The sequence below is a fragment of the Thiomicrorhabdus xiamenensis genome, assembly GCF_013282625.1.
Classification (GTDB): Bacteria; Pseudomonadota; Gammaproteobacteria; order Thiomicrospirales; family Thiomicrospiraceae; genus Thiomicrorhabdus; species Thiomicrorhabdus xiamenensis.
Window position 1 is genome coordinate 1,206,936 of the sequence record NZ_CP054020.1, and the last position, 25,216, is coordinate 1,232,151.

Here is a 25,216-nt window from a genome sequence, read left to right on the forward strand (position 1 = left end):
AAAAAACCCGCTTATGCGGGTTTTTTTATATCCTGAAAACAGGATTGTAACGAGAATAGAGCGCTACAGGAATTAGTAAAAATTGTAATGTTTGCGGATCGGCTTGGTTACATTCCATTCGCAGGACATGCCTTCAGGAAAGGTGACCAGATCGCCGGCTCGTATGATGACGGCATCGCCGTTTTGCGGGGTAACGGTGACTTCACCTTCCAAGACCAGGCAGACTTCTTTGGCGTCATAGGTCCAAGGAAAACGCGAGATTTCTTTTTCCCAGATCGGCCAGCTTCCACAGCCATATTGATCCAGGGTTGCCTGATCCGGGTTATGGATGATTTCAATTTTCATATCTGTTTGCATATAAGGTACCTGTTTTCTTACTGGGTTAATGCATGCCGTAAACGAACTTAACAATTAGCGCGGATCGTCTTCACGATCCGAGAATAGGTTGGTAACCTTCTCGCTGCTAGATGCAGTCTGCGGACGATATAGACTCTTGGCATTCTGCAAATACTTTTTACGTGACCAGATAAGGTTCCAACGCGTGCCGCCGACCTGATACCACAGCAGTGCAGAGCGAATACCGGCCAGAAGAAGAGCACGTATCTTATTGGCGATGCGCTGGTTGCCGAGATAGTTATGGTGTCCATTGACCATGATTCTCGGCTGAACGTTACTGACATTTTCCGTATAGGCTCGGGCAATGGTGGCAATCATGTTTTCATGCAGATCGCCGAAGTGTTCCTGTTGCGCTTTGGCTGTATCCAGTACCGTGGCAATCTGGCTTAAAGGTGTTCCTTGCTGTTTGAGTTTCTTGGCCAGAATCATCAGGTTTAAAACGTAGCGGGTGATTACCAGATTACGGTTTTCAGAGGCCGTATCCGCTTTCATCTGAGCGAGCAAGGTTTCGACGCCGAGTTGAAGGTTGTCGACCGTATCGCCGAAAACATTCAAGGTACTGTTTGGATTCTCTACAAAGAGCGACTGGATGCTGGTGGCAAAAGCATTGTCATCGGTTTCCCCTGTACTTGCCAGATCGTGAACCATTTTGGCACATTGATAGATTCCGACTAATGCCAGAGTCCGATCCTGTTGGCTGTAATCGCTCATAAGTCTCCTTTGCCTGTGTTTTTGTGCGTGCTGATTTTTATAGCGGATCTTGCCGTTTTAGTCCAGCGTAGCCGTGTCTACCTGATGCAGCCGTTGTTCGATTACGCCGCCGCCGAGACACTCATCTCCGTTATAAAACACCACGGATTGTCCAGGGGCAATCGCAGTCTGATTCTCGTCGAACTCGACCAGAAGACGGCCGTTTTTTTCTTCGATAATCTGGCATGGCTGTTCCGGTTGACGATAACGGATTTTTGCCTTCAACGGTTGCTTGATCGGCGGCGTTTCACCGCTGACCCAGTCAAGCGTACCTGCGACCAGATAGCGGTGCTGAAGCAGCGGGTGTTCTTTGCCTTGTACCGCTATCAGTCGGTTGTTCTGTAGATCCTTGTCCGCGGCATACCAGGGATCATTGCCGTGTCCGTGACCTCCGCCGATGCCCAAACCTTTACGTTGGCCGAGCGTATGGTACATCAAGCCGTCGTGCTTACCGATTACATTCCCCTGATCGTCGACGATGTCGCCGGGTTGTGCAGGAAGGAAACGCTGCAGGAAGTCTTTGAATTTACGTTCGCCGATAAAACAGATTCCGGTACTGTCTTTTTTATCATGGGTGATCAGACCGGCTTCTTCCGCTAATCGGCGAACGTCCGGTTTATTCAGTTCGCCGACCGGGAACAGTGATTTTTGCAGCTGGTGTTGTTGCAGGGTATATAAGAAGTAGGTCTGATCTTTGTTGTCGTCCAGCCCCTTAAGCATATGGCATTGGCCGTCCTCATCGCGGGCGATGCGTGCATAATGCCCGGTGGCGATGTAGTCCGCCCCCAGCTCCATGGCGTGCTGCAGAAAGGCTTTGAATTTAACTTCTTTGTTGCACAGAATATCCGGGTTGGGTGTACGCCCGGCGGCATATTCGCTTAAAAAGTGTTCGAAGACATTGTCCCAATAAGCTTTGGAAAAATTCTCGACATGCACCGGAATATCCAATTTTTCGGCGATGGCCAGTACATCTTTAAGATCTTCAGCCGCTGGACAGTAGTCTTCGGTATCGTCGCCTTCCCAGTTTTTCATAAACAGGCCTTCAACCTGATAACCCTGCTGTTTGAGGAGCAGTGCCGCAACGGACGAATCGACGCCGCCCGATAATCCGACAATGACTTTGGTTGCTGAGTTATCCATGTTTTGATCCTGTTGCTGATAGAGTTAATAAAAGTGCGCTTATTTTAACAGATGCGGCAAACAGCAAAATACTGTGCTGAAAAAATTCCCGGGCGATTGTGTAATTTAAGACTTGCGACGGCGTTGTTTATTATTTGACCGATTGCCGGGCGGCTTACGCCGCGCTTGGGTGTTTGCAGTCGAGCGCTTTTTATCGGGACGACGGCTCGATGCGGTCTTGCGTTCGGAAACTTTTTTTACGTTGTTTGTCAGAAAACCCGGTGGCAGGGTGCTTTTGACCTCGTCAAGATTTAACGCTTGCGTTTCTCCGGGATTAAGATTGCCTAGTTTCCATGGACCTATAGCGATACGGATCAGGCGCAAGGTCGGAAAGCCAACCGCAGCGGTCATTCTTCTCACCTGACGGTTCTTTCCTTCCTTGATCGTCAATTCCAGCCAGGAAGTCGGGATGTTCTTACGCTCTCTTATCGGAGGGTTTCTCGGCCAGAGCCATTTCGGGTCATTGACCTTTTTTGCTTGCGCGGGCTGGGTTGTGCCGTCTTTCAAATCAACGCCGGACTGGAGTCGGGAAAGCGCCTGGGCGTCGATTTCTCCTTCGACCTGAACCAGATAGGTTTTGGGCAGTTTAAATTCCGGATCGGCGATTCGCTGTTGCAGTTTGCCGTTATCGGTCAGTAGTAGAAGCCCTTCGGAATCCCGGTCGAGACGTCCGGCGGCATAAAAGTTTTTCTGGTCGATAAATTCTGCCAGTGTCTGACGTTGCTCGGCCAAGTCGCTGTGATCGGTAAACTGGCATAGCACATTATAGGGCTTGTTAAAAAGCAGGATGGATATCGGCATGAGTAAGGGCGATTTTAAGCGTTAAATTAAACTGGAGATGAAATTATAAAGCTTCCTAGGATTAAGCTTAAATTTCTTTAAGATGAAAGATTGCAACCGCTCGCTGCAAAGACGCATTTAATGGGGACTTTGACTGAAGGTTTCCTTAATTTTTACCCGTCCGTGCGGTAAAATGGAAAAAATTTATCTTCAAGGAAAGGGGCGGAGAAATTCGATTCGCGCCTTACTCAGTCAAACTCTAGGAATTATTTGCATGACAGATCAAGCTAAAATCATCTATACACTGACCGACGAAGCGCCAATGCTGGCAACTTTCTCCTTTCTGCCGATGGTACAGGCCTTTACCAAGGCGGCTGACGTTGCAGTGGAAACCCGCGACATCTCACTGGCGGGACGAATTCTTGCTAATTTCCCGGAATATCTGACAGAAGAACAGCGAATCGGCGATGCTTTGACCGAGTTGGGGCAGTTGGCGCAAACACCGGAAGCGAACATCATTAAACTGCCGAATATTTCCGCTTCGATTCCACAGCTGACAGCAGCGATCGCTGAGTTGCAGGCTAAAGGGTATGCGCTTCCGGATTACCCGGCCAATCCGAGCAATGACGAAGAAGCAAAAATCAAAGCAACCTATGCCAAAGTTCTCGGTTCTGCGGTTAACCCGGTATTGCGTGAAGGTAACTCTGACCGCCGTGCACCGGCTTCGGTAAAAAATTACGCCAAGCAGAACCCGCATTCAATGGGGGCTTGGGCTAAGGAATCGCAAACCAAAGTAGCGCATATGTCCGAAGGCGATTTCTACGGTTCTGAAAAATCGGTTACCTTGCCGGAAGCGACGACTTTCCGTATCGAGTATGTTGCCGAAGACGGCTCCGTAAAAGAGTTGAAAGGTACCGCACCTTTACAGAAAGGTGAAGTTCTGGATGCATCAGTCATGTCACAAGCGGCGCTGCGTAAATTCCTAAAAGAGGCGATTGCTGAGGCGAAAGCGGAAAATGTTCTGTTCTCTCTGCATTTGAAAGCGACCATGATGAAGGTTTCCGATCCGATTATCTTCGGTCAGGCTGTCGCGGTCTTCTTTGAAGACGTTTTCAACAAGCATGCTGACACTTTCGCGCAACTGGGTATCAATCCGAATAACGGTTTGGGCGATGTTTACGCAAAAATTGCCTCGTTGGATGAGTCCAAACGAGCAGAGATCGAAGCGGATTTAGCGGCGGTGATTGAAAATGGTCCGGATATCGCGATGGTGGATTCCGATAAAGGGATTACCAATCTGCACGTTCCTTCGGATGTGATCGTCGATGCTTCCATGCCGGCTATGATCCGTAATTCGGGAAAAATGTGGAACAAAGACGGTCAGACACAGGATACGATTGCGGTCATTCCGGATCGCTGTTATGCCAGCGTGTATGAAGAAACCATCCGTTTCTGCAAACACTATGGTGCTTTCGACCCGACAACCATGGGAAGCGTACCGAATGTCGGTCTGATGGCTCAGAAGGCTGAAGAGTATGGTTCACATGACAAAACCTTCCAGGCTGAAGGCAAAGGGGTGATTCGAGCGGTGAACGATGCCGGAGACGTTCTGCTGGAGCAGAATGTCGAGCAGGGCGATATTTTCCGTATGTGTCAGGCTAAGGATGCGCCGATTCAGGACTGGGTTAAACTGGCCGTATCGCGCGCGCGCGCGACCGGTGCACCGGCGGTGTTCTGGCTGGACAGCGAACGTGCACACGATCATGAACTGATTAACAAGGTTAACGAATATCTGGCGCATCACGATGTAAGTGGTCTGGAAATTCATATTATGGCACCGGCCGAAGCGACTCGTTTCACACTGCGTCATGTTAAAGACGGCAAAGACGTTATCTCGGTTACCGGGAATGTTCTGCGTGATTACCTGACAGACCTGTTCCCGATTCTTGAGTTGGGAACTTCGGCAAAAATGCTGTCGATTGTTCCTTTGATGAACGGCGGCGGCCTGTTTGAGACCGGTGCCGGTGGTTCGGCGCCTAAACACGTCCAGCAGCTGGTTAAAGAGAATCACCTGCGTTGGGATTCTTTGGGTGAATTTTTGGCACTGTCGGTTTCTCTGGAGCATCTGGCGCAGAATTTCGATAATCCTAAAGCTCAGGTTCTTGCCGAAACATTGGATCGAGCTACGGGGTCCTTCCTGAATAACAATAAATCACCATCCCGTAAAGTAGGCGAATTGGATAACCGAGGTTCTCACTTCTATCTGGCGATGTACTGGGCTCAAGAGCTGGCTGCACAAGATCAGGATGCGGATCTTAAAGCGCGTTTCACTCCGGTCGCCGAGGCAATGGCGGCGCAGGAAGCGCAGATTGTGGAAGAGTTGAACTCTGTTCAGGGACAGGCGGTCGAGCTGGGCGGTTATTACAAGCCGGAGCAAGCCATGGCTTCAGCGGTAATGCGTCCAAGTGCGAGTTTGAACGCGATTATCGACGGAATTTAATTTTTAGCGACTCTATTTCGGGCTGATGTCTGAAACACGTCCAATAAAGCGGCCTTGAGCCGCTTTTTTTATCGGTGTATTTTGGGCTGTCGATAAAACGCCGATAATTCGCCGAATAAAGAGATAAATTAAAAACAATCAAAACAAAAAAGCCGGGATAATTCCCGGCTTTTTTGCATTGGCTGTACGCGATTAGTGCATTTTATTTAATCAGACAACTCTCTTTTGAATTACCCTGGTCGAAGTATTTTTGGAATACCTTTGGCGCACGACCACGGCCGGTCCACAGATGCTCCTGTCCGTTTTCATCAAGGATACGATATTTCGGTTCAACGGTTCGCGTAGCAGGCTTTTTCGTTGTAGTTTCAACCGTATCCATATCCATAAGGTCTTCAATCGATAGCCCCTGAGCATTGAGTAGGCTCTTCATCTCTTCGATTTTGGCGAGTTTCTGCTGTTGTTCTGCTTTTTGTTGTTCGATTTCCTGTTCACGTTCGGCAAGCAATTCATTGATATCGCTGGCCAGCTTCTGCAAATCATTCAATCCAAGGCTTTTTATCGCTGCACGCAGGCGTTTACGGTGCAGAGCGATTTTGACAAATTCGTTTGAATCCATTTGTTTACTCCCAAAACGGTTTATTTGTTATTCCAGAATTTATTATTTATTTTTATTTACTTTTTCGTTTTACAGTACGAAAAGTTGAAGTTTATTCTAACGAATAATTGAAACAAAATAAAAGCGATTTAAATCAATTTAATTACCGTTTTTAATGATTAATATTAGTTTGGTTTAAGCCTTATATTATGAGCATTCCGCTACCGGTCCCCATTTATTTAAATGCAGTAATTTTATAAGCGAATAGTTTTTACAGAAAAGGACAAATTTAATTAGGCCGGGCACAACAAACGGATAGCGGTTTTCCAGTAAGCTGTTGTTATGGCTATAACCAGTGGTATGCCACTGTAAAAGTGCTTACCAGCACAACAAAAAGGCTTTCGCTTTATAAGATGACGGTTAAGAGGGTGGGTAATTCCGCTAGGAGAAACGGTTCTGGTCACGGACAATCTTTTGAATTGATTACCGTGTGAGTGGGGAAATTTAGAGATAAAAAAACCCGGATAACCGGGTTTTATTTTACTGTCTGCGAATTTTAAAATTCGGCATCGTAATAGATATTTTGAACGTCGTCGACATTTTCCAGAAGATCGATGAATTTCTCGAATAGCTCAAGATCTTCGCCTTCGATCTGTTTGGTCATTTTCGGAATGAATTGAATTTCATCGACCTCAAACTCGATACCGTCGAAGTTTTCCATCAGCGCTTTTTTGGCGTTGTTATATTCGTTCTGAGGTACGAATACGGTGATTTTGCCATCTTCGGCTTCAACGTCGCTGACATCGACATCAGCCATTAACAGCGCTTCAAGAACCGCTTCGTCATCTTCACCGGCAAAAGAGAGAATTGCCGAATGGTCGAACATATGGCTTACCGATCCCTGAGTACCGATTTTGGCTTTGACTTTGGTAAAGCAGCCGCGTACATCTCCGAAAGTACGGTTCGGGTTATCGGTCAGACATTCGACAATTACCATCGTGTTGGCCGGACCATAACCTTCATAGCGTGCTACCGCAAAGTCTTCACCGCCGCCGCCTTTGGCTTTATCCAGTGCCTTGTCGATAACATGCGCCGGGACCTGTTCTTTTTTAGCGCGATCGATCAGGCCGGCAAGCGCAAGGTTGCTTTCAGGTTCGACACCGCCGTTTTTGGCGCACATATAAATCTCTTTCGAGTATTTACTGTAAACCTTGGCTTTCTGGTCCGAGGTTTTGGCCATTGACTCTTTGCGGTTTTGATATGCTCTTCCCATAGGGTTCTCCGATGAAGTTTTTGAATTCTGCAGATTTTACACTTTCGGCGTTATAAAACGAAAGACGTTTTATGCCTTAAGCTTTTTTGGTAAAGGCTGCGACAATGACGATCTGGCTGCCGTTGATTTTTCCTTCGATGTGCTTCGGATTGTCGGTAAGGTGGATGTTTTTGACCAGAGTTCCGCGTTTTGCGGTAAAGCCGGCACCTTTAACGTCCAGATCTTTGATCAGGGTTACGTCATCGCCTTCATTCAACTGATTACCGTTGCTGTCAACGATTTTGATCTGATCTTCCGCCGCTACGATACCTTTAAGGGCCCATTCGCGGGTGGCGTCTTCCATGTACATCATGTCCATCAGTTCTTGCGGCCAGCCTTCGGAAGCCAGCTGATGCAGCATGCGGTAGGCAACGACCTGAACGGCAGGGTTCGGGTTCCAGATGGCATCATTTAAACAGCGCCAGTGGTTGGTGTCGACAGAATCCAGGTTTTCAATCTGGCTACGACAGGTATCGCAAACCAGAATTGACTCGTCTGCCGAACCGTCTGAAGGTTCAACAGCCATGACCGATAAATTTTCAGTTGCGCCGCAAAGTTCGCATTTTCCTTCGCTGCGCTGCATTAATTGTTGTTCGATGCTCATTATTTTTCTCCAACTTACCTCAAAAAATAAAGCCAATATTATGCACAATTCACGGTACTTCCGCAGGCTAATTAAACCGAGATATGTTTATTGTCAGTAATTAAAGAGGCTTTTTAAGCATTTGTACGGTTGGTAAAGCCGATTGGTTAAAAAAGAAAATCGCCTTAGAAACTGAGTGTAGAATTTATTCTTGCTATAAAATACGGTGTAGCTATGGCTCGTTCCGCAAATTATTTCAACGGTCGGATTTCGTTTTGATTAACCATTTTGATTCCAGTGTCGATTATTTTGCCATTTTAGGTGTGCATTATGGTGCCTGTCCCAAAGCGGTTAAGCAGGCTTACCGGAAAATGGCACGGCGATTTCACCCCGACGTTTCAAAAATTCACAATGCGCAAGCCCGTTTTCAGCAGGTCGCAGAAGCTTACGAGGTGCTTGACCGTTATCGCGAGGACTATTGCCGGGCATACGAGCAGCATTCCCGTCGTCAGTCGAATTTGTGGGGCGCGTCCGTCAGGCCGGATAGAGCGCATGATTTCACTCGCGATTCAGCGCAGTCTAGCCAGGGTTCCAGAGAACAGAAGGATTTCGTTTATCGGCAAAAGCAGAATGCATATGCCGATGGTCAAAACGGCAAGTCTCAGCGCGCTTCCGAACAGGGGGATAAGCATGAGTACCGGTTTCATTTCGATAGTTACGGCCAGCGGCCCGTAGATGGAAAGCATCGTGAAGTGGTCTATCCGATGACTTTGCGTTACGCGATACGTCTGTTACGTCTGGGAAGTTTCTATATTCCGGGACTTAAACTGCAAATGAAATTTACCCGTCAGGCGTTCGAGGGCAAAACTTTCCGCTTGCGCGGCAAAGGGTATAAAGGCCTTTTTGGCGGCAAGCCCGGTGATTATCTGGTCCGTTTCAATATCAAAATTGATGAAAAGCGTTTCCGGCTCGACGGTGATGATATTTATGCGCAATTTGAGGTTTCTACGTTGTTTTTACAGCCTGGAAAAGCGCTGTATCTCGACAGTCCGAGCGGCCGGGTGGAATGGATGGTGCCTGCGGATGCGGATTTCAGCGATTACATTCGTTTCCGTGGTATGGGGTTGCCGGCGGATGAGGTCAACCCGCCTGGTGACCTGTATGCCAAAGTCATTCCGGTTTGAACAAGGCGGCAACCGGCTTGAATTTTTCAATTTTGCATCCATAAAATGAGTCAAACGCATTACGCATTACAATTAAAGAGAATTTAAATGTCTGAATCGCACGATTATGATGATGGCAATCTATTGCTGGATCGAGCAAAACCCAAAACCAAACCACCGCGTCGTTATCAGGTTGTCTTGTTGAACGACGACTACACGACCATGGAATTCGTTATTGAAGTACTGCAGCGATTTTTCGGTATGGACGAATTACGCGCGCAGGCCGTGATGCTTAAGGTGCATCATGAAGGTAAAGGTGTTTGCGGTGTTTACAGCCGGGAAGTCGCCGAGATGAAAGTGCGTCAGGTTAACGCCTACGCCCGTGAACACGAATTCCCGCTCAGATGCCAGATGGAGGTGGCGTGATGTTAAGTAAAGAGCTACAGCATATTCTCAGTGGCGCATTTGGAGTCGCCAACGAGTACCGGCATGAATTTGTCACTTTGGAACACCTTCTGGTTCAGCTTTTGGAAGCGCCGTCGGTTCAGGAAGTTATTCTGGCGTGTGGTGCGCATCCGGATCAATTGATTGATGAACTTGAAAAGTACCTGGAATCGGAAGGCGAAGTCGAGCACGCGCACGAACTGCAACCGACGATGAGTTTTCAGCGTGTCATCGAGCGCGCAATCTATTTTGTACAGAGTAACGGCTATCCTGAAGTTCTGCCGACTCATGTACTGGCTTCGATTTTAAGTGAACAGGAGTCGCAGGCGGTTTATGTCCTTGAATCGCATGGCGTGGATCGTCTTAGTGTCACTAACTATCTATCGCATGGCGTCAGCGTTCACGACGGCGATGACATGCCGATGTCTGGCGAAAATTTGCAGAATGAAGAAGAAGGCGCACAAGAAAGCAATTCGACTTCTCCTCTGAAATCGTTTGCGGTCAACCTGAACGAACAGGCGGAAAACGGCAAAATCGATCCGATCATTGGGCGTGACTGGGAAATCAGCCGCACGATGGAAGTCTTGAGCCGTCGCAGAAAAAATAATCCGTTGCTGGTCGGTGAACCGGGAGTCGGTAAAACCGCTGTAGCAGAGGGTCTGGCCTATCGTATAGTGCATCAACAGGTTCCGAAGATTTTGGAAGACGCTGTGGTCTACAGCCTTGATATGGGGGCTTTGCTCGCCGGCACGCGTTACAGAGGGGATTTTGAAAAGCGTTTCAAGGCGGTTCTCAAAGCCTTGCAGGAGTTGGATCATGCGATCCTGTTTATCGATGAGATTCATACCATTATCGGCGCTGGAGCGGTACAGGGCGGCGCCATGGATGCTTCGAATCTGATGAAACCAGCGCTTTCATCGGGAAATTTACGTTGTATCGGTGCAACCACCTACGATGAATTCCGTGGGATCTTTGAAAAAGACCGGGCATTGGCTCGCCGTTTCCAGAAAGTCGATATCAAGGAGCCGACGGTCGAAGAGAGTTTTGCCATTCTGAAAGGGCTTAAAGACAAATATGAGGCGCATCATAATGTCAAATATACGCTTCCGGCGCTCAGAGAGGCGGTTGCTCTTTCGGCTCGCTATATAACCGATCGTCATCTGCCCGATAAGGCAATTGACGTGATTGATGAAGCCGGCGCCAAGCAGGCATTGGTCGCGCCTTCCAAGCGCAGAAAACAGATCGGTGTGCATGAAGTGCAGCAGGTGGTCGCATCGATTGCTCGTATTCCGGTGACCCAGATTACTCAGAAAGAGCGCGATACACTTAAGGATTTGGAAGCCAATCTGAAAAGAGTGGTTTTCGGACAGGATCATGCCATTGATCAGGTGGCCAAGGCAATCAAACTGGCGCGTTCTGGTCTTGGTGAACCGAATAAGCCGACGGCCTCTTTCCTGTTCGCCGGCCCGACCGGAGTCGGTAAAACGGAGTTGAGCCAGCAACTGGCGAAGTTGATGGGTGTAGAGATGCTGCGCTTTGATATGTCCGAATATATGGAGCGGCATACGGTATCCCGACTGATCGGGGCGCCTCCGGGTTATGTCGGCTTCGATCAGGGCGGTTTACTGACCGAGGCGGTCAGTAAGAATCCGCATGCGATTGTGTTGCTGGATGAGATCGAGAAGGCGCATCCGGATGTCTTCAATCTGCTGTTGCAGGTGATGGATCATGGTACCTTGACCGATAATAACGGGCGCAAGGCGGATTTCCGTAATATCACTCTGATTATGACATCGAACGTCGGGGCCGAGCAGATGGCTCGCGCCAGTATCGGTTTTACCGAGCAGGATCATACGTTGGATTTTGATTCGGAACTGAAAAAAGTTTTTACACCGGAATTCCGTAACCGCCTTGATGGTGTGATTCAGTTTAATCGTCTGAGTCAGGAGTCGATGGAGTCGGTGGTCAATAAATTTATCTATCAGTTGGAGAACGCGCTCCAAGAGAAGAAGGTGGAGTTGAATTTGAGCGACGAAGCGCGTGCCTGGTTGGCGAAACACGGCTACGATCCGCTGATGGGGGCGAGACCGATGGGACGTTTGATTCAGGATAAACTCAAACAGCCTCTGGCAGAAATGTTATTGTTCGGCGACCTTCAGCAAGGCGGTATTGCAAAAGTAATTGTCAATCCGGATAAGGACGATCTGGAGATAGAGATTCTGGAGAAAGTTTGAGGTGTGTTATAGAGGGCGCGTATGCGTCCGCTAGCGCCGAACCCTGTTAAGTAACCTTGGTAGAAGCAGGTACGAAAATAAAAACCCCGAGCAGAAATTCTGCTCGGGGTTTTTTACTAAGGGTTTTGCAAAGATCTGATAATGGTCTGGGAGACCGATTATTTTCCGCGGTAGGTGATACGACCTTTAGTCAGATCGTAAGGCGTCAATTCTACTTTAACGGAATCACCTGCAAGAATACGGATGTAGTTCTTACGCATGCGGCCGGAAATGTGCGCCAGTACCTGGTGCCCGTTTTCCAATTCTACACGGAACATGGTGTTTGGAAGTGTTTCAATCACAACACCATCAAATTCAATAACGTCTTGTTTTGCCATATTTTTAAAATAACCCTTAGTTGAAATCGGGCGGGATTTTAACAAAAAAAACGTTTTAACTCAAATAAACTGTCTTAATCTGTTGGATCAGGGAACGAAACTGAGCAGGAATCGAATCGTCGCATGCGGGATCGACGTGCTCAGATGCCTGAAGTAACCAGCAAAACAGGTCTTGATCACTTTGAGCCAGCAATTGTTGCAGGTGTTGTCGATCTTCCTGCGGATAGAATTGCAACTGATTAATGAACTTCACCAGAAGTAACTCCGTTTCCAGATTTCCGCGCTTGGCGGCAAAGCGCATCTGTTTTTTCCAGATTTCAAAGCTCTGCTGTGATTCCATATCGTTCATCACTAAGACCGGTTTTTGACAATTTTGTGTTTCAAGCCTTGAATGGCGCGGCTTGGATTTAAACCTTTCGGACAGGCGGCGGTACAGTTCTGAATATGTCGGCAGCGGAATGTTTTCTCTGCCTTGTCCAGGGATTTCAGTCGATCAATTGTGGTGATATCGCGCGAATCGATGACAAAACGGTTGGCCGCCAGCAATGCCGCAGGGCCGGGGAACAGGTCCGGGTTCCACCAAAAGGAGGGACAGCTACTCGAGCAGCAGGCGCACAGAATGCATTCGTAGCTGCCGTCGAGTTTTTCGCGTTCTTCGGGCGATTGCAGTATTTCGTGTTCCGGGTCACTGGACAGTTTTTCATCACTTTTCAGGTAAGGGTCAACGTTTTTATATTGATCGTAGAACAGCTGCATATCGACGATAAGGTCTTTAATTACCGGAAAGCCGGGAAGCGGGCGGATATGAATTCTATTGCCGAGCGGTTTGGCCAGCGTAATGCAACTCAAGCAGTTATTGCCGTTGACGTTCATGCCGTCCGAACCGCACACGCCTTCCTGACAGCTGGAACGGAATCCGAGTGTTGGGTCTTGGATGCGAAGCCGTTGCAGCAGCTCCAGAAGCATGGTGTCTTCGCCAATCTCATCGTCGATAAGGTGGTACGACTGGGTGTAGGGGGCGGAATCGCTCTGCGGGTTGTAACGGTCGATAAGAATCTGCATAGTCGGTACCTGTTGGCGTTTCAATAGACCCGTTTCTGGGGCTCAAACGGCGCATGTTGTGTGGGTTGTCGGTTGACCGGTTTGAAAAGTATGCTTTCGTTTTGCGGATAGAAAAGGCTGTGCTTTAACCAGTTCTCGTCGTCGCGTTCGGCAAAGTCGACCCGGGTGTGGGCTCCGCGGCTCTCTTCGCGGGCCAGCGCGCTGCAGGCGGTCGCCTTGGCGACAGCCAGAAGGTTTTCCAGTTCCAGCGCGCTACAGCGTTCGAAATTGAACACAGAGCTGTCATCCTGAATTTGTACTTGAGCAAAACGCTGTTCCAGTTGACGCAATTGCTCGACGGTCTGTTGCATGTGTTTGCGGTCGCGAAAAACGCCGCATCCGCTTTCCATTATTTTCTGCATTTCGGAGGCGATCGCAAACACCGAATCTTCCAACGACGCTGACGACGGAGTTTGCAACCATCGTTGGTAGCGTTGCATCAGGGTATCCAGATTATGATGAGAGGCTCTTGCCGCTGTTTCTTGACTGTTTTGCAGTTGTTTGCTGATCTCTTGAGCCGCTTTGCGTCCGAAGACGATAATGTCGAGGAGGGAGTTTCCGCCGAGTCGGTTTGCACCGTGAACTGACACGCAGGCACATTCGCCGATCGCATACAGGCCCGGAACCGCTACCTGAGACTCCACGTTTTGCCCCGAACGGTTTTCAGGAGCCGGGATATCCGGTTTGACGACTTGTCCGTTAAGGTTTGTTGGAATACCGCCCATCATATAGTGACAGGTTGGAAAGATCGGGATCGGGGCTTCGATAGGGTCGATTCCAAGAAACGTCCGGCTGATGTCGCGGATTCCGGGTAGACGGTTTTCAATGACTTCGTGCGGCAGGTGCGTCAGGTCAAGCAGTACATGGTCTTTTTGCGGCCCGCAGCCGCGTCCTTCCTCGACTTCGATGGCAATGGCACGCGCAACCACGTCCCGTGAAGCCAGATCTTTCACTTTTGGTGCGTAGCGAACCATAAAGGCTTCACCGTCTGCGTTGCGCAAAATCCCGCCTTCGCCGCGAGTGGCTTCGGAAATCAGCATTCCTTTACCGGCCACACCGGTTGGGTGGAACTGCCAGAATTCCATATCCTGCAGAGGAATCCCGGCGCGCTGAACCATGCCTAAACCGTCGCCGGTATTGATACTGGCATTGGAGTTGGTTCGAAAGATTTGCCCGGCCCCCCCGGTTGCCAGCAGAACATGTTTGGCCCATACAGCCTTGAGGGTGGAGTCGTGCAGGTTTTGTATCAGTACGCCGCAGACGGCTTCGTTGTCTTCGAGAATAAGATCCAAGGCAAAATGTTCAACGAACATTTCCGTGCCGGCGCGCAGGTTCTGCTGATATAGCGAGTGCAGAATCGCATGTCCGGTCCGGTCGGCTGCAGCGCATGTGCGTTTGGCCTGTTTTTCTCCGTAATTCTGGGATTGGCCGCCAAAGGCGCGCTGGTAGATCTTGCCGTTTTCAAGACGTGAAAAAGGTACCCCGAAATGCTCCAGTTCACGAACGATCTGACTTGCTTCCTGACACATAAACTCGATTGCGTCCTGATCGCCAAGGTAATCGCTTCCCTTGATGGTGTCATACATATGCCATTGCCACTTATCCTCGGTGACATTACCCAGTGCGGCATTAATTCCGCCTTGAGCTGCGACCGTGTGCGACCGGGTTGGAAATACCTTGCTGATCATGGCAACCTTATGTCCGGCTTCGGTAAGCTGGAGTGCGGCACGCATGCCGGCACCTCCGGCTCCGATGACGACGGCGTCAAACTCATATTCCTGAAGGGTGGTTTCTTGCGACATAAAAGATCCCGTGTTTATAGGTAAGGGTTAACCGAAACGATCAAAGCAAGCAGGTCGGCGGTAACGACGATCAGTAACAGATAGTACAGGTTGAGCCAAAGGGTTAATCGATTACGCGGAATATAGTCGATAAGAATGTCTCTGCCACCGATCCAGACATGCACCAGAAGCAGCAGGTAGGCAACGATACTTAAATATCCGAAAAAACAGTAGTACAAAAGGTTTCCTACAATGTTTTCCAGAGAATTGGTTTCCGGCAAAAAAGCGATATAGAGCGCCATTAGAGGAATGTACAACAGCAGATAAATGGCGCTGATTCGTTGCCAGAGGTGTGCTTTGGAACCGGTGAGTCGCTTAAGTGACAGCATTTTAATCGGCATCTCCTTAACTTGGGCGGTCTCAGTTCCAGATCGTATGCCAGCTGAACAGGCAGACCAGTAACCAGACAAGAAGTAATAGGGAATTGAATAGAGGGCTTGCCAGTCTGGCATACCAGGCCGTGTCATAAAGCTTCTCGGCCAGGAGATGACGCAGTCCAGTTAGCCAGTGGAAGCTGATCGCAGCCCAAAAGGCGCTGTGCATACATAATGGTATCCAGTGCTGGTTGATCGCGCTCAGGCGGACGTCGGGGTGTAGCCAGATCAGATTGGCCAGTGCGAGATAGCCGATAAAGCTGACAATCAGCAGCAGGCCGGTAATTCGGTGCAGAACCGAGAGCCAGGCGTTGAGCGGGAAATGGAAGGCTAGCAGATTCAGTGATCTTGGACGGGGGTCATTGCTTTGATACATGGCATGGGATCCTGAAATTTAGTCCTGAAACAGTTAAGCCATTGCTACTCAATGGGTAAACGGCTGGCTGCGGAATTTCTGAAACATTGGTTCCATTCTACTGAACTCTACGCACGGGTAAACCATTTGTTTGTGTTCAAGTTATGTTTAGGATAGTGTTTTTATCTAAATAAATGCATTTAAAATAAATAGTTACCTTAATATTTTAAGTCTAAATATTAGGTGTATTTATGCAGAGTTTACGCGGTTTTTTGGTGATAATGCCAGGTGCGCGACAGTCCCTTGCCTTCGGTGAAGGCAGGGAGTTCATTAAATAACGCAGCGGGAGATTAGGCGTCGGAATGACGGTTGCGAAAAGCATCCAGTACGGACGGCCAGTCGAGCTCGAAATCCCAGCTTTTGGGCGGGAAAGGCTGGCGGGTAAAATAACGCAGACCGACCTCGAAGGCATCGCGAGCGAGTAATGTTGCCCCCATGCTACTAAGGTGCGACGTCTCGACTTGGGTATCGATCCACTCAAAGCCCCATTCTTCAAGCTGAAAACAGATTGCAATCAAGGCCAGTTTGGAGGCGTCGGTTTTATGGGCGAACATCGATTCACCAAAGAAGATCTTGCCGATGGCGAGACCGTACAATCCGCCGATTAACTGGTCGCCGTCCCAGACTTCAACCGAATGAGCATAACCGTGAAGGTGCAATTGCAGATAGGACGAGATCATTTTGTGATTAATCCAGGTTCCGTCCTGATCTTTACGCGGGATCGAAGCACAATTGTGCATGACCGATTGAAACGCTGTGTCGAGCGTGATTTTATACTTGCCGCTTAGCACTTTGTCACGCCAGCTCTTACGCAGACTGCGACTGATTTTCAGGTTTTTGATCTTAAGAACGCTACGCGGATTCGGGGTCCACCAGAGAATCGGATCATCGGCGTTGAACCACGGAAAGATTCCGTTTTTGTAGGCATGCAACAGCCACTGCGGGGTCAGGTCGCCGCCTATTGCCAGAAGTCCGTCCGGCTCATCCAGAGCGAGTTCGCTCGGAGGGAAGGCAATGTTTTCGGGGGAAAGCCAGAAAGGGGCCTGTCCGATTTCAATGGAATCGTTCATTTACTGTTATGTCCATAATCGGGTGAATGGAAGATCGAATTATTTTACGTTATTAACGGTCGTTAGTTAAGTGCAAGCGGAATTATGCCAAAACAAAGCGACGCTTTATTGCACTTTTACTCCAGCATCTTGGAGGACTAAGGTTTACAATAGGTGCTCAAATCAATTCTGACCGACATAAGAAAAAACGCCCTTAAGTTATGCCTCAATTTGTTCATCTTCATCTTCATTCCGAATATTCCGTCATCGACGGAACGCTTGGCATTAAGCCGCTTGTTTCTCTAGCGCAAACCGATAATCAGCCGGCAGTGGCATTGACCGATATAAATAATATGTTCGCGTTGGTGAAATTCTACGGCGCGGCAATGGGGGCGGGGATCAAACCGGTTCTCGGTGCCGAGGTTCTGATTGAAGATGAACAGGGTGCGGTTTTTCCGGTGGTTCTTCTGGTTCAGAACGAGCAAGGGTATCTCAACCTGTCACATATGATTTCTCAGTCTAATCTGCACCATCAGAAAACCTATCAGTACGCGGAACTCGGCATGATTCCGAAAACGATGCTTGCCGAGTTGAATGAGGGCCTGATTGCGTTGTCGGCCGGTCGATTGGGGGATGTGGGCAGTGCATTGCTGTCACAGAATCAGGAACTGATTGAAGAACGCCTTAACTGGTGGCGCGAGTATTTTCCGGATCGTTATTATCTGGAGTTGATCCGTACCGACCGTGAACATGAAGAGGCTTATATTCAGCTGGCGTTGCAAACTGCCGAGCAGTGGCAGCTGCCTGTAGTGGCAACCAACGACGTGCGTTTTGCAAGAGAGGAAGATTTCGAAGCGCACGAAGTCCGCACCTGTATTCACGACGGTTTTGTTCTGGAAGACCCGAAACGGCCGAAACGTTACTCTCCGCAACAGTATTTCCGTACTTCGGAAGAGATGGTTGCACTTTTTGCGGACATTCCGGAAGCGATTGCCAATACGGTCGAAATTGCAAAACGCTGTAGCCTGAATCTGACCTTGGGGACCTATTTCCTTCCGGACTTCCCGATTCCCGAGGGGATGACAATGGACGAGTTCTTTGTTCAGGAAAGTCATAAGGGATTGGACGAACGTCTGGCTTTTCTGTTTGGTGGAGAACCCGTCGAAATTCAACAGCAAAAAAGGCAGGAGTACTACGACCGGATTAAATTCGAACTGGATATTATTCTGCAGATGGGATTCCCGGGGTACTTCCTGATCGTTGCCGACTTCATCCAGTGGGCCAAGAATCATCAGATTCCGGTTGGGCCGGGACGGGGTTCCGGTGCCGGTTCCCTCGTCGCCTATGCACTGAAAATCACCGATCTGGATCCGATTGAATATGACCTGCTTTTTGAGCGTTTCCTGAACCCGGAACGTGTTTCCATGCCCGATTTCGACGTTGACTTCTGTATGGATCGACGCGACGAGGTGATTGATTATGTTTCGCGACATTACGGACGCGATCACGTTTCACAGATCGTCACTTTCGGAACCATGGCCGCCAAGGCGGTGGTGCGTGATGTCGGGCGTGTACTGGGACTTGGCTACGGAGCGGTCGACGGGATCGCCAAACTGATTCCGAATGAACTGGGAATCAAGCTCAAGGACGCCATCGAGCAAGAACCGGATATGCAGGCCAAGCGCGATTCCGACGAAGATGCGGCGCAGCTGTTGGAGTTGGCGCTCAAGTTGGAAGGAACCGTGCGAAATACCGGTAAGCACGCCGGGGGCGTCGTAATCGGGCCGAAGCCGCTGGATCATTTCTGTCCGCTGTCGTGTGAAGTGGACGGAAGCGGGGTGGTAACTCAGTTGGACAAAAACGACGTCGAATATGCTGGTCTGGTTAAGTTCGACTTCTTGGGGCTGCGTACGCTGACCATTATTGATTGGGCCTTGCAGTCCATCAACGGCAACAAACAACCGGGTGATGAAGGCTTTCTGGATATTGCACGTATTCCGATCGACGATGAACCGACTTTCGATCTGATCAAGACCGGTAAGACCACCGGGATTTTCCAGCTGGAATCTTCCGGGATGCAGAATCTGATCGTTAAATTACGTCCCGACTGTTTCGAAGACATTATCGCTTTGGTCGCGCTTTTCCGTCCGGGGCCGCTGGATTCAGGGATGGTGGATAACTTCATCAACCGTAAACACGGTAAAGAGGCGGTCGCTTATCCTGATCCACAATATCAGCACGAAAGTCTGCAACCGATTCTGGAACCGACCTATGGGGTTATCCTCTATCAGGAGCAGGTTATGCAGATCGCTCAGGTGCTGGCCGGTTACTCTCTTGGTGGGGCGGATTTGCTGCGCCGTGCGATGGGTAAAAAGAAACCGGAAGAGATGGCGAAGCAGCGCTCGGTCTTTAAAGAGGGTGCCATCGGTATCGGTGTGGACGGCGACCTTGCGATGAAGATCTTCGACCTGGTGGAGAAGTTTGCCGGTTACGGTTTCAATAAATCCCACTCCGCCGCTTATGCATTGGTTTCTTATCAGTCGGCGTGGTTAAAAACCCATTACCCGGCCGAATTCATGGCCGCGCAGATTTCCTCGGATATGGATAACACTGAAAAAGTGGTTCATATGGTGAATGAATGTCTGGCAATGACCTTGACGGTGCTGCCGCCGAACATCAATACCGGCGAAATTCATTTCAAACCTTATGGCGATCGCACCGTTAATTACGGTCTGGGGGCGATTAAAGGCGTCGGCGGCGCGGCACTCGAAGGTGTGATTGCCGAACGCCGCGAAAACGGTCCTTTCAAGGATCTGTTTGATTTCTGTTTGCGAGCCGGTAAAAAGGTTAATAAACGTGTGGTCGAAGCGCTGGTGCGATCCGGGGCGATGGATGTCTTGCACGGAAACCGCCAGGCCATGCTGGAAACCATTCCGACTGCGATGAAGCAGGCCGAGCAGCAGCTTAAAAACAACGAAACAGGACAGAACGATCTGTTTGGCGACATGTTTGCTGAGGAGCAAGAGAGTACTTCGCAGCTGGCCGATGTTGCCGAGATGTCGCAGAAGTTACGTCTCAAAGGCGAGAAGGAAACACTGGGTCTGTACATGACCGGTCACCCGATTGATATCTATCAGGATGAAATTAACGGTTTGGTGGATTCGCCGCTTATTCAGATGAAACCGGAGCGCTGGAAAAAACGTTGGGGTGCCGGACTGGTGGTTGACTTAAGAGTCAAAATCACCAAAAAAGGTACAAAAATGGCGATCGTCACCATTGATGATAAAACTTCGCGAATGGACGTAACCATGCGTCCGGCGATTTACGAACAGATTCAAAATGAACTGGCGGTCGATAAGGTGATTATGGTTTACGGTGAAGTTCGCGAAGATACCTTTAACGGCGGTGTGAAATTCGAAGCCGAACAGATCGTTAGTCTGGCGGAAGCCCGTGTCGAGAAAGGGCTGGCCCTGGAGCTGAATGTGACGGTAGAAGAGCTTGACGAACAGCGTATGCAGACGTTGCAGCAGATGGTTTCGCCATTCTGCAACGAGATCGGACTGCCGTTGCAGATACAGTATCGCAATCAGCAGGCACAGGCGCTTCTGAAGACTAGGCAGCTGTATTACCCGGATGACGATCTGCTTGAAGTGCTCAACGCACAAGGCTGGCAACCGAAGGTACTTTCCCGATAAAGTCGGTAAAATGACGGTCAACGGACACTTTCAGTCCGATTTTTATTGAAGAATTGCCTCTTTTTGGTCAATTGGGGTTTTATCTCCTTTTTCAAGTGATAAACTTGCACTACTTTTTCTTTGTATTACCGGTCAGGACCTTTTTGCGGCCGGTATTCCTGTTTACTTAATCAGAATAGATGCGGAGTATTCATGTCGAATATTGAATCAATCCTAACGGAAAATCGCGTATTTGAAGTCAGCGATGAAATTAAAAAGACGTTTTCTGTCAGTGAAGAAAAACTGGCAGAAATGCGTGCCAAGGCTGCCGAAGACCATGTGGGTTTTTGGTCTGATCTGGCGCGAGAGAAACTGAGCTGGAGTAAACCCTTCACCGTTGGTCTGGATGACTCTAAAGCCCCGCACTACAAATGGTTCACCGACGGTGAATTGAATGTTTCCTATAACTGTATCGATCGTCACCTGCAGGATAAAAGCGACAAAACAGCGATTATCTTCGAAGGTGATCGCGGTGATATCGAACGCTACACCTATAAAGAACTGCATGATCAGGTATGTCGTTTTGCCAATACACTGACGGCTCAAGGCGTAGAGAAAGGCGATCGCGTTATTATCTATATGCCGATGATCCCGCAGGCGGTCATTGCCATGCAAGCGTGTGCCCGTATCGGTGCCATTCACTCTGTTGTGTTCGGTGGCTTCTCGGCCGAGGCATTGCGTGACCGTATTGTCGATGCCGGTGCCAAAATGGTGATCACTACCAACGGCAGTCGCCGTGGTGGTAAGACCATTCCTTTGAAGCACGCAGTGGACACGGCTCTGGAAAAAGGGTGTGAACAGGTTAAGAAGGTAATTGTTTATCGTCGTACCGACGATGAAGTGGAAATGCAGGAAGGGCGTGATATCGACTGGTTGGAAGCCGAAGCCGGTATGAGTAACTATCATGATCCAGTCGCAGTGGATTCTGAACATCCTCTGTTTCTTCTGTATACCTCCGGTTCTACCGGTAAGCCGAAAGGGGTGCAACACAGCTCAGGCGGTTATCTGCTGAACGCGCATGTAACCAATGAGTGGATGTTTGACCTTAATGATAACGACGTTTTCTGGTGTACTGCCGATGTGGGCTGGATTACCGGACACTCTTATGTCGCTTACGGGCCGCTTTCGGTCGGTGCGACTATGGTCATGTTTGAAGGGGTTCCGACCTATCCGGATGCAGGGCGTTTCTGGCAGGTCTGTCAGGATCACGGTGTAACCGTTTTCTATACTGCGCCGACGGCAATTCGTGCATTGATGAAATTCGGTGCCGACCTTCCTAAGCAATATGATCTTGAAAAACTTCGCCTGCTTGGTACGGTTGGTGAGCCGATTAACCCGGAAGCCTGGATGTGGTATCACGATGTTATCGGTCAAGGTCGTTGCCCGATTATCGATACCTGGTGGCAGACAGAAACCGGTGCGCATATGATTGCACCTTTCCCGGTAACGCCTTTGAAGCCGGGTTCTTGTACTCAGCCACTGCCGGGTATTGACGCGGTTATTCTGGATGAAGAAGGGAATGAGCTGATCGGTAACGAAGGTGGTCTGCTGGCGATTAAGCAACCGTGGCCGTCGATGATTCGCAATGTATGGGGTGACGAAGAACGTTATCGCAATACTTACTTCCCTCTGGAAGGCAAGCCTTACTATGTCGTTGGTGACAGCGCGCACCGCGATGCTGACGGTTATTTCTGGATTCTGGGTCGTGTTGACGACGTTCTTAACGTTTCCGGTCACCGTTTGGGAACCATGGAAATCGAATCTGCGCTGGTATCGCACGCCAAAGTGGCCGAGGCTGCGGTTGTCGGCCGTCCGCACGATGTTAAAGGGGAAGCGGTTGCCGCTTTCGTGGTACTGAATGTCGATCTTCCTGAAGGCGATGAACGTGATGCGCTGGTTCAGGAACTGCGCAACTGGGTCTCGCAGGAGATCGGGCCGATCGCCAAGCCGGACGATATTCGTTTTGGTACTAACCTGCCGAAGACCCGTTCTGGTAAGATCATGCGCCGTCTTCTGCGTGCGATTGCCAAAGGCGAAGAGATTACTCAAGATACTTCGACTTTGGAAGATCCGACCATTCTGGATCAATTCCAGAAGAAGTAATCGGCTTTTACAGGCTTCTGCCTGGTTCGCGCCTACATCGGGCCGAATCGGTAAAAGCCTTTATAAACAACTGGCCCTCGATTGAATTCCACTTTAATCGAGGGCTTTTTGTCGTTAAGTACAGACTCTCGTTGGCATCTAAAAAAACTGTAAGTTAATAAAAAATACTTATTTCTAAGAGTCCGCTTAGCAAGGGATAATCCCAATCATCAGCGCCAAAGAGTGTCTGTTTTAATAAAAAAATTTAAATCTCACCAAAAACCGAGGAGACTGATTTTGGATCAAGAGAAAATCGAGAAGATTAAAAATCTTCCAGAGTATCAACAACTGGTCAAGGAGCGTACGAGCCTTGCCTGGATTCTGTCCGGAGCAATGCTGGTCGTATACTACGGCTTTATTTTGTTATTGGCGTTCAATCCTGAGTTCTTTACCACCATTGTTTCCGGCGAACATATTTCCATCGGATTCCCGTTGGGTGTGGCGATCATCGTATTTGCCTTCCTGTTAACCGGTTACTATGTCAAAAAAGCGAATGCGGATTTTGACGAGCTGACTGCAAAAATCAAGAAAGAGGTGGAGTAATGGCACAAGTCTTTAAATACTTAGGTGCTTTTATTGCACTGGCTTTATTGCCTGTGGCTGCGATGGCGGCCGGAGCGATTGAAGGTGGCGAAAAGCAGCCGATTAACTGGCCTGCGATTACCATGTTCGTTATTTTTGTTGGCGGTACTCTTTATATCACCTATTGGGCGGCACAGCGTACCAAATCCGCTAAGGATTTCTATGCGGCCGGTGGTGGTATTACCGGTTTCCAGAACGGTCTGGCACTGGCGGGTGACTATATGTCAGCGGCGTCCTTCCTGGGTATTACCGGGATGGTATACCTTAAAGGGTATGACGGTCTGATTTTCGCAATCGGTTTCCTGGTTGGTTGGCCGATTATGCTGTTCTTGATGTCCGAGCGTCTGCGTAACCTTGGTAAGTTTACCTTTGCCGACGTTGCCGCTTACCGCTTTAAGCAAACCCCGATTCGTGTCCTTGCGGCTTTCGGTGGTATTGCCGTTGTTATCCTGTATCTGATTGCTCAGATGGTGGGTGCCGGTAAACTGATCGAGCTATTGTTCGGTCTGGACTTCAACTATGCGGTTCTATTGGTGGGTGCGCTGATCATTGCTTATGTTACCTTCGGTGGTATGTTGGCGACGACTTGGGTACAGATCATTAAAGCGGTTCTGCTGCTTGCCGGTGCGACCTTCATCGCTATTATGGTTATGTACTACATGGACTTCAGCTTCGAAACACTGTTTAAGACGGCTGTTGAAAACCGTAATGGTGATATGAATATCCTGTTCTCCGGTGGTTTTGTCTCCGATCCGGTTAATGCGATTTCACTGGGTATTGCTCTGATGTTCGGTACTGCGGGTCTGCCGCACATCCTGATGCGATTCTTTACCGTTCCGGATGCAAAGGAAGCCCGTAAATCTGTGTTCTTCGCAACTGGTTTCATCGGTTACTTCTATATCCTGGCGTTCATTATCGGTTTCGGTGCCGTTGCTCTGGTCGTCGGTTCTGAATATTTTGCCGGTGATAAGCTGGTTGGCGGTAACAATATGGCTGCTATCCACTTGTCGCATGTTGTCGGTGGAGACTTCTTCCTAGGCTTTATCTCGGCGGTTGCATTTGCCACCATTCTTGCCGTGGTTTCAGGTCTGACTCTGGCAGGGGCTTCGGCGCTATCGCATGATATTTATGCGAACGTAATCAATAAAAACGCGACGGAAGCGCAGGAAACCAAGGTTGCCCGTATTTCGACGCTGGTTATCGGTGCTCTGGCAATTCTGTTCGGTATCGGGTTTAAAGATCAGAACATCGCATTCGTGGTTGCTCTGGCCTTTACCATTGCGGCATCGGCAAACTTCCCAGTATTGATTATGTCCATGTTCTGGTCGGGTATGACCACTCGTGGGGCGGTTATCGGTGGTTGGCTGGGTCTGATCTCGGCCGTTGTCATGGTTGTTCTAGGTCCGGTTGTCTGGACGCAGATCCTGCAAATGGGTGAAGCGGTTGTTCCATACAAATTCCCGGCTCTGTTTACTGTTGCGATCGCTTTTGTTTCGATCTGGTTCTTCTCGATTACCGATAAGTCCGCTCGTGCAAAAGAAGATAAAGAAGGTTTCGAGGCGCAGTTCATTCGCTCGCAAACCGGTATTGGTGCAGAATCTGCATCCGAGCACTAATTAACTCAGGTTAATTTCGCTTGAAAAAAGGGAGGCTGGTTAAAACCAG

The 25,216-nt window shown here is 49.1% G+C and carries 22 protein-coding genes; 8 read left to right on the forward strand and 14 right to left on the reverse strand.

All coding sequences use genetic code 11. From position 1 onward, the window contains the following. Positions 1-72: 72 nt before the first annotated feature. From HQN79_RS05565 to HQN79_RS05580, 4 genes are all read right to left on the reverse strand, one after another. Positions 73-357, reverse strand: a complete 285-nt coding sequence (locus HQN79_RS05565; protein ID WP_202984523.1) for a cupin domain-containing protein — start codon at positions 355-357, stop codon at positions 73-75. A gap of 54 nt (positions 358-411) precedes the next feature. Next, positions 412-1,107: a high frequency lysogenization protein HflD gene (gene hflD, locus HQN79_RS05570; protein WP_173284870.1), complete on the reverse strand. Its 696-nt coding sequence runs from the start codon at positions 1,105-1,107 to the stop codon at positions 412-414. Positions 1,108-1,164: 57 nt separating this feature from the next. Further along, complete coding sequence (gene mnmA / locus HQN79_RS05575; protein WP_173284873.1) at positions 1,165-2,286, reverse strand: tRNA 2-thiouridine(34) synthase MnmA; 1,122 nt, start codon at positions 2,284-2,286, stop codon at positions 1,165-1,167. Positions 2,287-2,391: 105 nt separating this feature from the next. Further along, positions 2,392-3,126, reverse strand: a complete 735-nt coding sequence (locus HQN79_RS05580) for an rRNA large subunit pseudouridine synthase E (protein ID WP_173284875.1) — start codon at positions 3,124-3,126, stop codon at positions 2,392-2,394. Between the two features lie 253 nt (positions 3,127-3,379). On the opposite strand from HQN79_RS05580, the gene HQN79_RS05585 reads away from it, so the two are divergent. Continuing rightward, positions 3,380-5,605, forward strand: coding sequence for an NADP-dependent isocitrate dehydrogenase (locus HQN79_RS05585; RefSeq protein ID WP_173284877.1), 2,226 nt, complete (start codon positions 3,380-3,382; stop codon positions 5,603-5,605). Between the two features lie 202 nt (positions 5,606-5,807). Here HQN79_RS05585 and HQN79_RS05590 read toward each other — a convergent pair whose 3' ends face one another. The 3 genes from HQN79_RS05590 to HQN79_RS05600 all read right to left on the reverse strand — a co-directional run bounded on the left by HQN79_RS05590 (position 5,808) and on the right by HQN79_RS05600 (position 8,116). After that, positions 5,808-6,221: an H-NS histone family protein gene (locus HQN79_RS05590; protein ID WP_173284880.1), complete on the reverse strand. Its 414-nt coding sequence runs from the start codon at positions 6,219-6,221 to the stop codon at positions 5,808-5,810. 535 nt (positions 6,222-6,756) lie between these two features. Continuing rightward, a complete protein-coding gene (locus HQN79_RS05595; RefSeq protein ID WP_173284882.1) occupies positions 6,757-7,473 on the reverse strand; it encodes a YebC/PmpR family DNA-binding transcriptional regulator in 717 nt (238 codons plus the stop codon). A 76-nt stretch (positions 7,474-7,549) separates the two neighbouring features. After that, entirely contained in the window at positions 7,550-8,116 is a 567-nt protein-coding gene (locus HQN79_RS05600; RefSeq protein ID WP_173284885.1) for a PhnA domain-containing protein, read from the reverse strand. 254 nt (positions 8,117-8,370) lie between these two features. Between HQN79_RS05600 and HQN79_RS05605 the strand changes: the two genes are divergently transcribed. From HQN79_RS05605 to clpA, 3 genes are all read left to right on the forward strand, one after another. Further along, positions 8,371-9,279, forward strand: a complete 909-nt coding sequence (locus HQN79_RS05605) for a DnaJ C-terminal domain-containing protein (protein WP_238843438.1) — start codon at positions 8,371-8,373, stop codon at positions 9,277-9,279. An 87-nt stretch (positions 9,280-9,366) separates the two neighbouring features. After that, the gene (gene clpS, locus HQN79_RS05610; protein ID WP_173284887.1) at positions 9,367-9,684 is read left to right on the forward strand and encodes an ATP-dependent Clp protease adapter ClpS; all 318 of its coding nucleotides are present in this window, start codon (positions 9,367-9,369) and stop codon (positions 9,682-9,684) included. Beyond that, a complete protein-coding gene (clpA, locus tag HQN79_RS05615) occupies positions 9,684-11,936 on the forward strand; it encodes an ATP-dependent Clp protease ATP-binding subunit ClpA (protein ID WP_173284889.1) in 2,253 nt (750 codons plus the stop codon). The genes clpS and clpA overlap by 1 nt, the downstream gene beginning before the upstream one ends. Positions 11,937-12,094: 158 nt before the next feature. Here clpA and infA read toward each other — a convergent pair whose 3' ends face one another. The 7 genes from infA to aat form a co-directional block, all read right to left on the reverse strand. Continuing rightward, entirely contained in the window at positions 12,095-12,313 is a 219-nt protein-coding gene (gene infA, locus HQN79_RS05620) for a translation initiation factor IF-1 (protein WP_173284891.1), read from the reverse strand. Positions 12,314-12,368: 55 nt separating this feature from the next. Next, the gene (locus tag HQN79_RS05625) at positions 12,369-12,662 is read right to left on the reverse strand and encodes an FAD assembly factor SdhE (protein ID WP_173284893.1); all 294 of its coding nucleotides are present in this window, start codon (positions 12,660-12,662) and stop codon (positions 12,369-12,371) included. 2 nt (positions 12,663-12,664) lie between these two features. After that, entirely contained in the window at positions 12,665-13,375 is a 711-nt protein-coding gene (locus HQN79_RS05630; protein ID WP_173286985.1) for a succinate dehydrogenase iron-sulfur subunit, read from the reverse strand. A 20-nt stretch (positions 13,376-13,395) separates the two neighbouring features. Continuing rightward, a complete protein-coding gene (gene sdhA / locus HQN79_RS05635) occupies positions 13,396-15,216 on the reverse strand; it encodes a succinate dehydrogenase flavoprotein subunit (protein ID WP_173284895.1) in 1,821 nt (606 codons plus the stop codon). A gap of 14 nt (positions 15,217-15,230) precedes the next feature. Further along, on the reverse strand, positions 15,231-15,584 hold the full coding sequence (gene sdhD / locus HQN79_RS05640; RefSeq protein ID WP_173284897.1) for a succinate dehydrogenase, hydrophobic membrane anchor protein: 354 nt from the start codon (positions 15,582-15,584) through the stop codon (positions 15,231-15,233). Between the two features lie 31 nt (positions 15,585-15,615). Beyond that, on the reverse strand, positions 15,616-16,005 hold the full coding sequence (locus tag HQN79_RS05645; RefSeq protein WP_173284899.1) for a succinate dehydrogenase, cytochrome b556 subunit: 390 nt from the start codon (positions 16,003-16,005) through the stop codon (positions 15,616-15,618). 329 nt (positions 16,006-16,334) lie between these two features. Continuing rightward, positions 16,335-17,114, reverse strand: a complete 780-nt coding sequence (aat, locus tag HQN79_RS05650; RefSeq protein WP_173284901.1) for a leucyl/phenylalanyl-tRNA--protein transferase — start codon at positions 17,112-17,114, stop codon at positions 16,335-16,337. Between the two features lie 200 nt (positions 17,115-17,314). Between aat and dnaE the strand changes: the two genes are divergently transcribed. The 4 genes from dnaE to HQN79_RS05670 all read left to right on the forward strand — a co-directional run bounded on the left by dnaE (position 17,315) and on the right by HQN79_RS05670 (position 25,167). Next, positions 17,315-20,788, forward strand: a complete 3,474-nt coding sequence (gene dnaE / locus HQN79_RS05655) for a DNA polymerase III subunit alpha (protein WP_173284903.1) — start codon at positions 17,315-17,317, stop codon at positions 20,786-20,788. Positions 20,789-20,980: 192 nt separating this feature from the next. Then, positions 20,981-22,930: an acetate--CoA ligase gene (gene acs / locus HQN79_RS05660; RefSeq protein ID WP_173284905.1), complete on the forward strand. Its 1,950-nt coding sequence runs from the start codon at positions 20,981-20,983 to the stop codon at positions 22,928-22,930. Between the two features lie 276 nt (positions 22,931-23,206). Further along, positions 23,207-23,512, forward strand: coding sequence for a DUF485 domain-containing protein (locus HQN79_RS05665; protein WP_173284907.1), 306 nt, complete (start codon positions 23,207-23,209; stop codon positions 23,510-23,512). After that, positions 23,512-25,167: a cation acetate symporter gene (locus HQN79_RS05670; protein ID WP_173284909.1), complete on the forward strand. Its 1,656-nt coding sequence runs from the start codon at positions 23,512-23,514 to the stop codon at positions 25,165-25,167. The genes HQN79_RS05665 and HQN79_RS05670 overlap by 1 nt, the downstream gene beginning before the upstream one ends. The last annotated feature ends 49 nt before the right edge of the window (positions 25,168-25,216 follow it).

Coding starts and splice junctions, on each gene's coding strand:
- HQN79_RS05565 (WP_202984523.1), bottom strand. CDS start 357: ATGCAAACAGATATGAAAATTGAAATCATCCATAACCCGGATCAGGCA.
- hflD (WP_173284870.1), bottom strand. CDS start 1,107: ATGAGCGATTACAGCCAACAGGATCGGACTCTGGCATTAGTCGGAATC.
- mnmA (WP_173284873.1), bottom strand. CDS start 2,286: ATGGATAACTCAGCAACCAAAGTCATTGTCGGATTATCGGGCGGCGTC.
- HQN79_RS05580 (WP_173284875.1), bottom strand. CDS start 3,126: ATGCCGATATCCATCCTGCTTTTTAACAAGCCCTATAATGTGCTATGC.
- HQN79_RS05585 (WP_173284877.1), top strand. CDS start 3,380: ATGACAGATCAAGCTAAAATCATCTATACACTGACCGACGAAGCGCCA.
- HQN79_RS05590 (WP_173284880.1), bottom strand. CDS start 6,221: ATGGATTCAAACGAATTTGTCAAAATCGCTCTGCACCGTAAACGCCTG.
- HQN79_RS05595 (WP_173284882.1), bottom strand. CDS start 7,473: ATGGGAAGAGCATATCAAAACCGCAAAGAGTCAATGGCCAAAACCTCG.
- HQN79_RS05600 (WP_173284885.1), bottom strand. CDS start 8,116: ATGAGCATCGAACAACAATTAATGCAGCGCAGCGAAGGAAAATGCGAA.
- clpS (WP_173284887.1), top strand. CDS start 9,367: ATGTCTGAATCGCACGATTATGATGATGGCAATCTATTGCTGGATCGA.
- clpA (WP_173284889.1), top strand. CDS start 9,684: ATGTTAAGTAAAGAGCTACAGCATATTCTCAGTGGCGCATTTGGAGTC.
- infA (WP_173284891.1), bottom strand. CDS start 12,313: ATGGCAAAACAAGACGTTATTGAATTTGATGGTGTTGTGATTGAAACA.
- HQN79_RS05625 (WP_173284893.1), bottom strand. CDS start 12,662: ATGAACGATATGGAATCACAGCAGAGCTTTGAAATCTGGAAAAAACAG.
- HQN79_RS05630 (WP_173286985.1), bottom strand. CDS start 13,375: ATGCAGATTCTTATCGACCGTTACAACCCGCAGAGCGATTCCGCCCCC.
- sdhA (WP_173284895.1), bottom strand. CDS start 15,216: ATGTCGCAAGAAACCACCCTTCAGGAATATGAGTTTGACGCCGTCGTC.
- sdhD (WP_173284897.1), bottom strand. CDS start 15,584: ATGCTGTCACTTAAGCGACTCACCGGTTCCAAAGCACACCTCTGGCAA.
- HQN79_RS05645 (WP_173284899.1), bottom strand. CDS start 16,005: ATGTATCAAAGCAATGACCCCCGTCCAAGATCACTGAATCTGCTAGCC.
- aat (WP_173284901.1), bottom strand. CDS start 17,114: ATGAACGATTCCATTGAAATCGGACAGGCCCCTTTCTGGCTTTCCCCC.
- dnaE (WP_173284903.1), top strand. CDS start 17,315: ATGCCTCAATTTGTTCATCTTCATCTTCATTCCGAATATTCCGTCATC.
- acs (WP_173284905.1), top strand. CDS start 20,981: ATGTCGAATATTGAATCAATCCTAACGGAAAATCGCGTATTTGAAGTC.
- HQN79_RS05670 (WP_173284909.1), top strand. CDS start 23,512: ATGGCACAAGTCTTTAAATACTTAGGTGCTTTTATTGCACTGGCTTTA.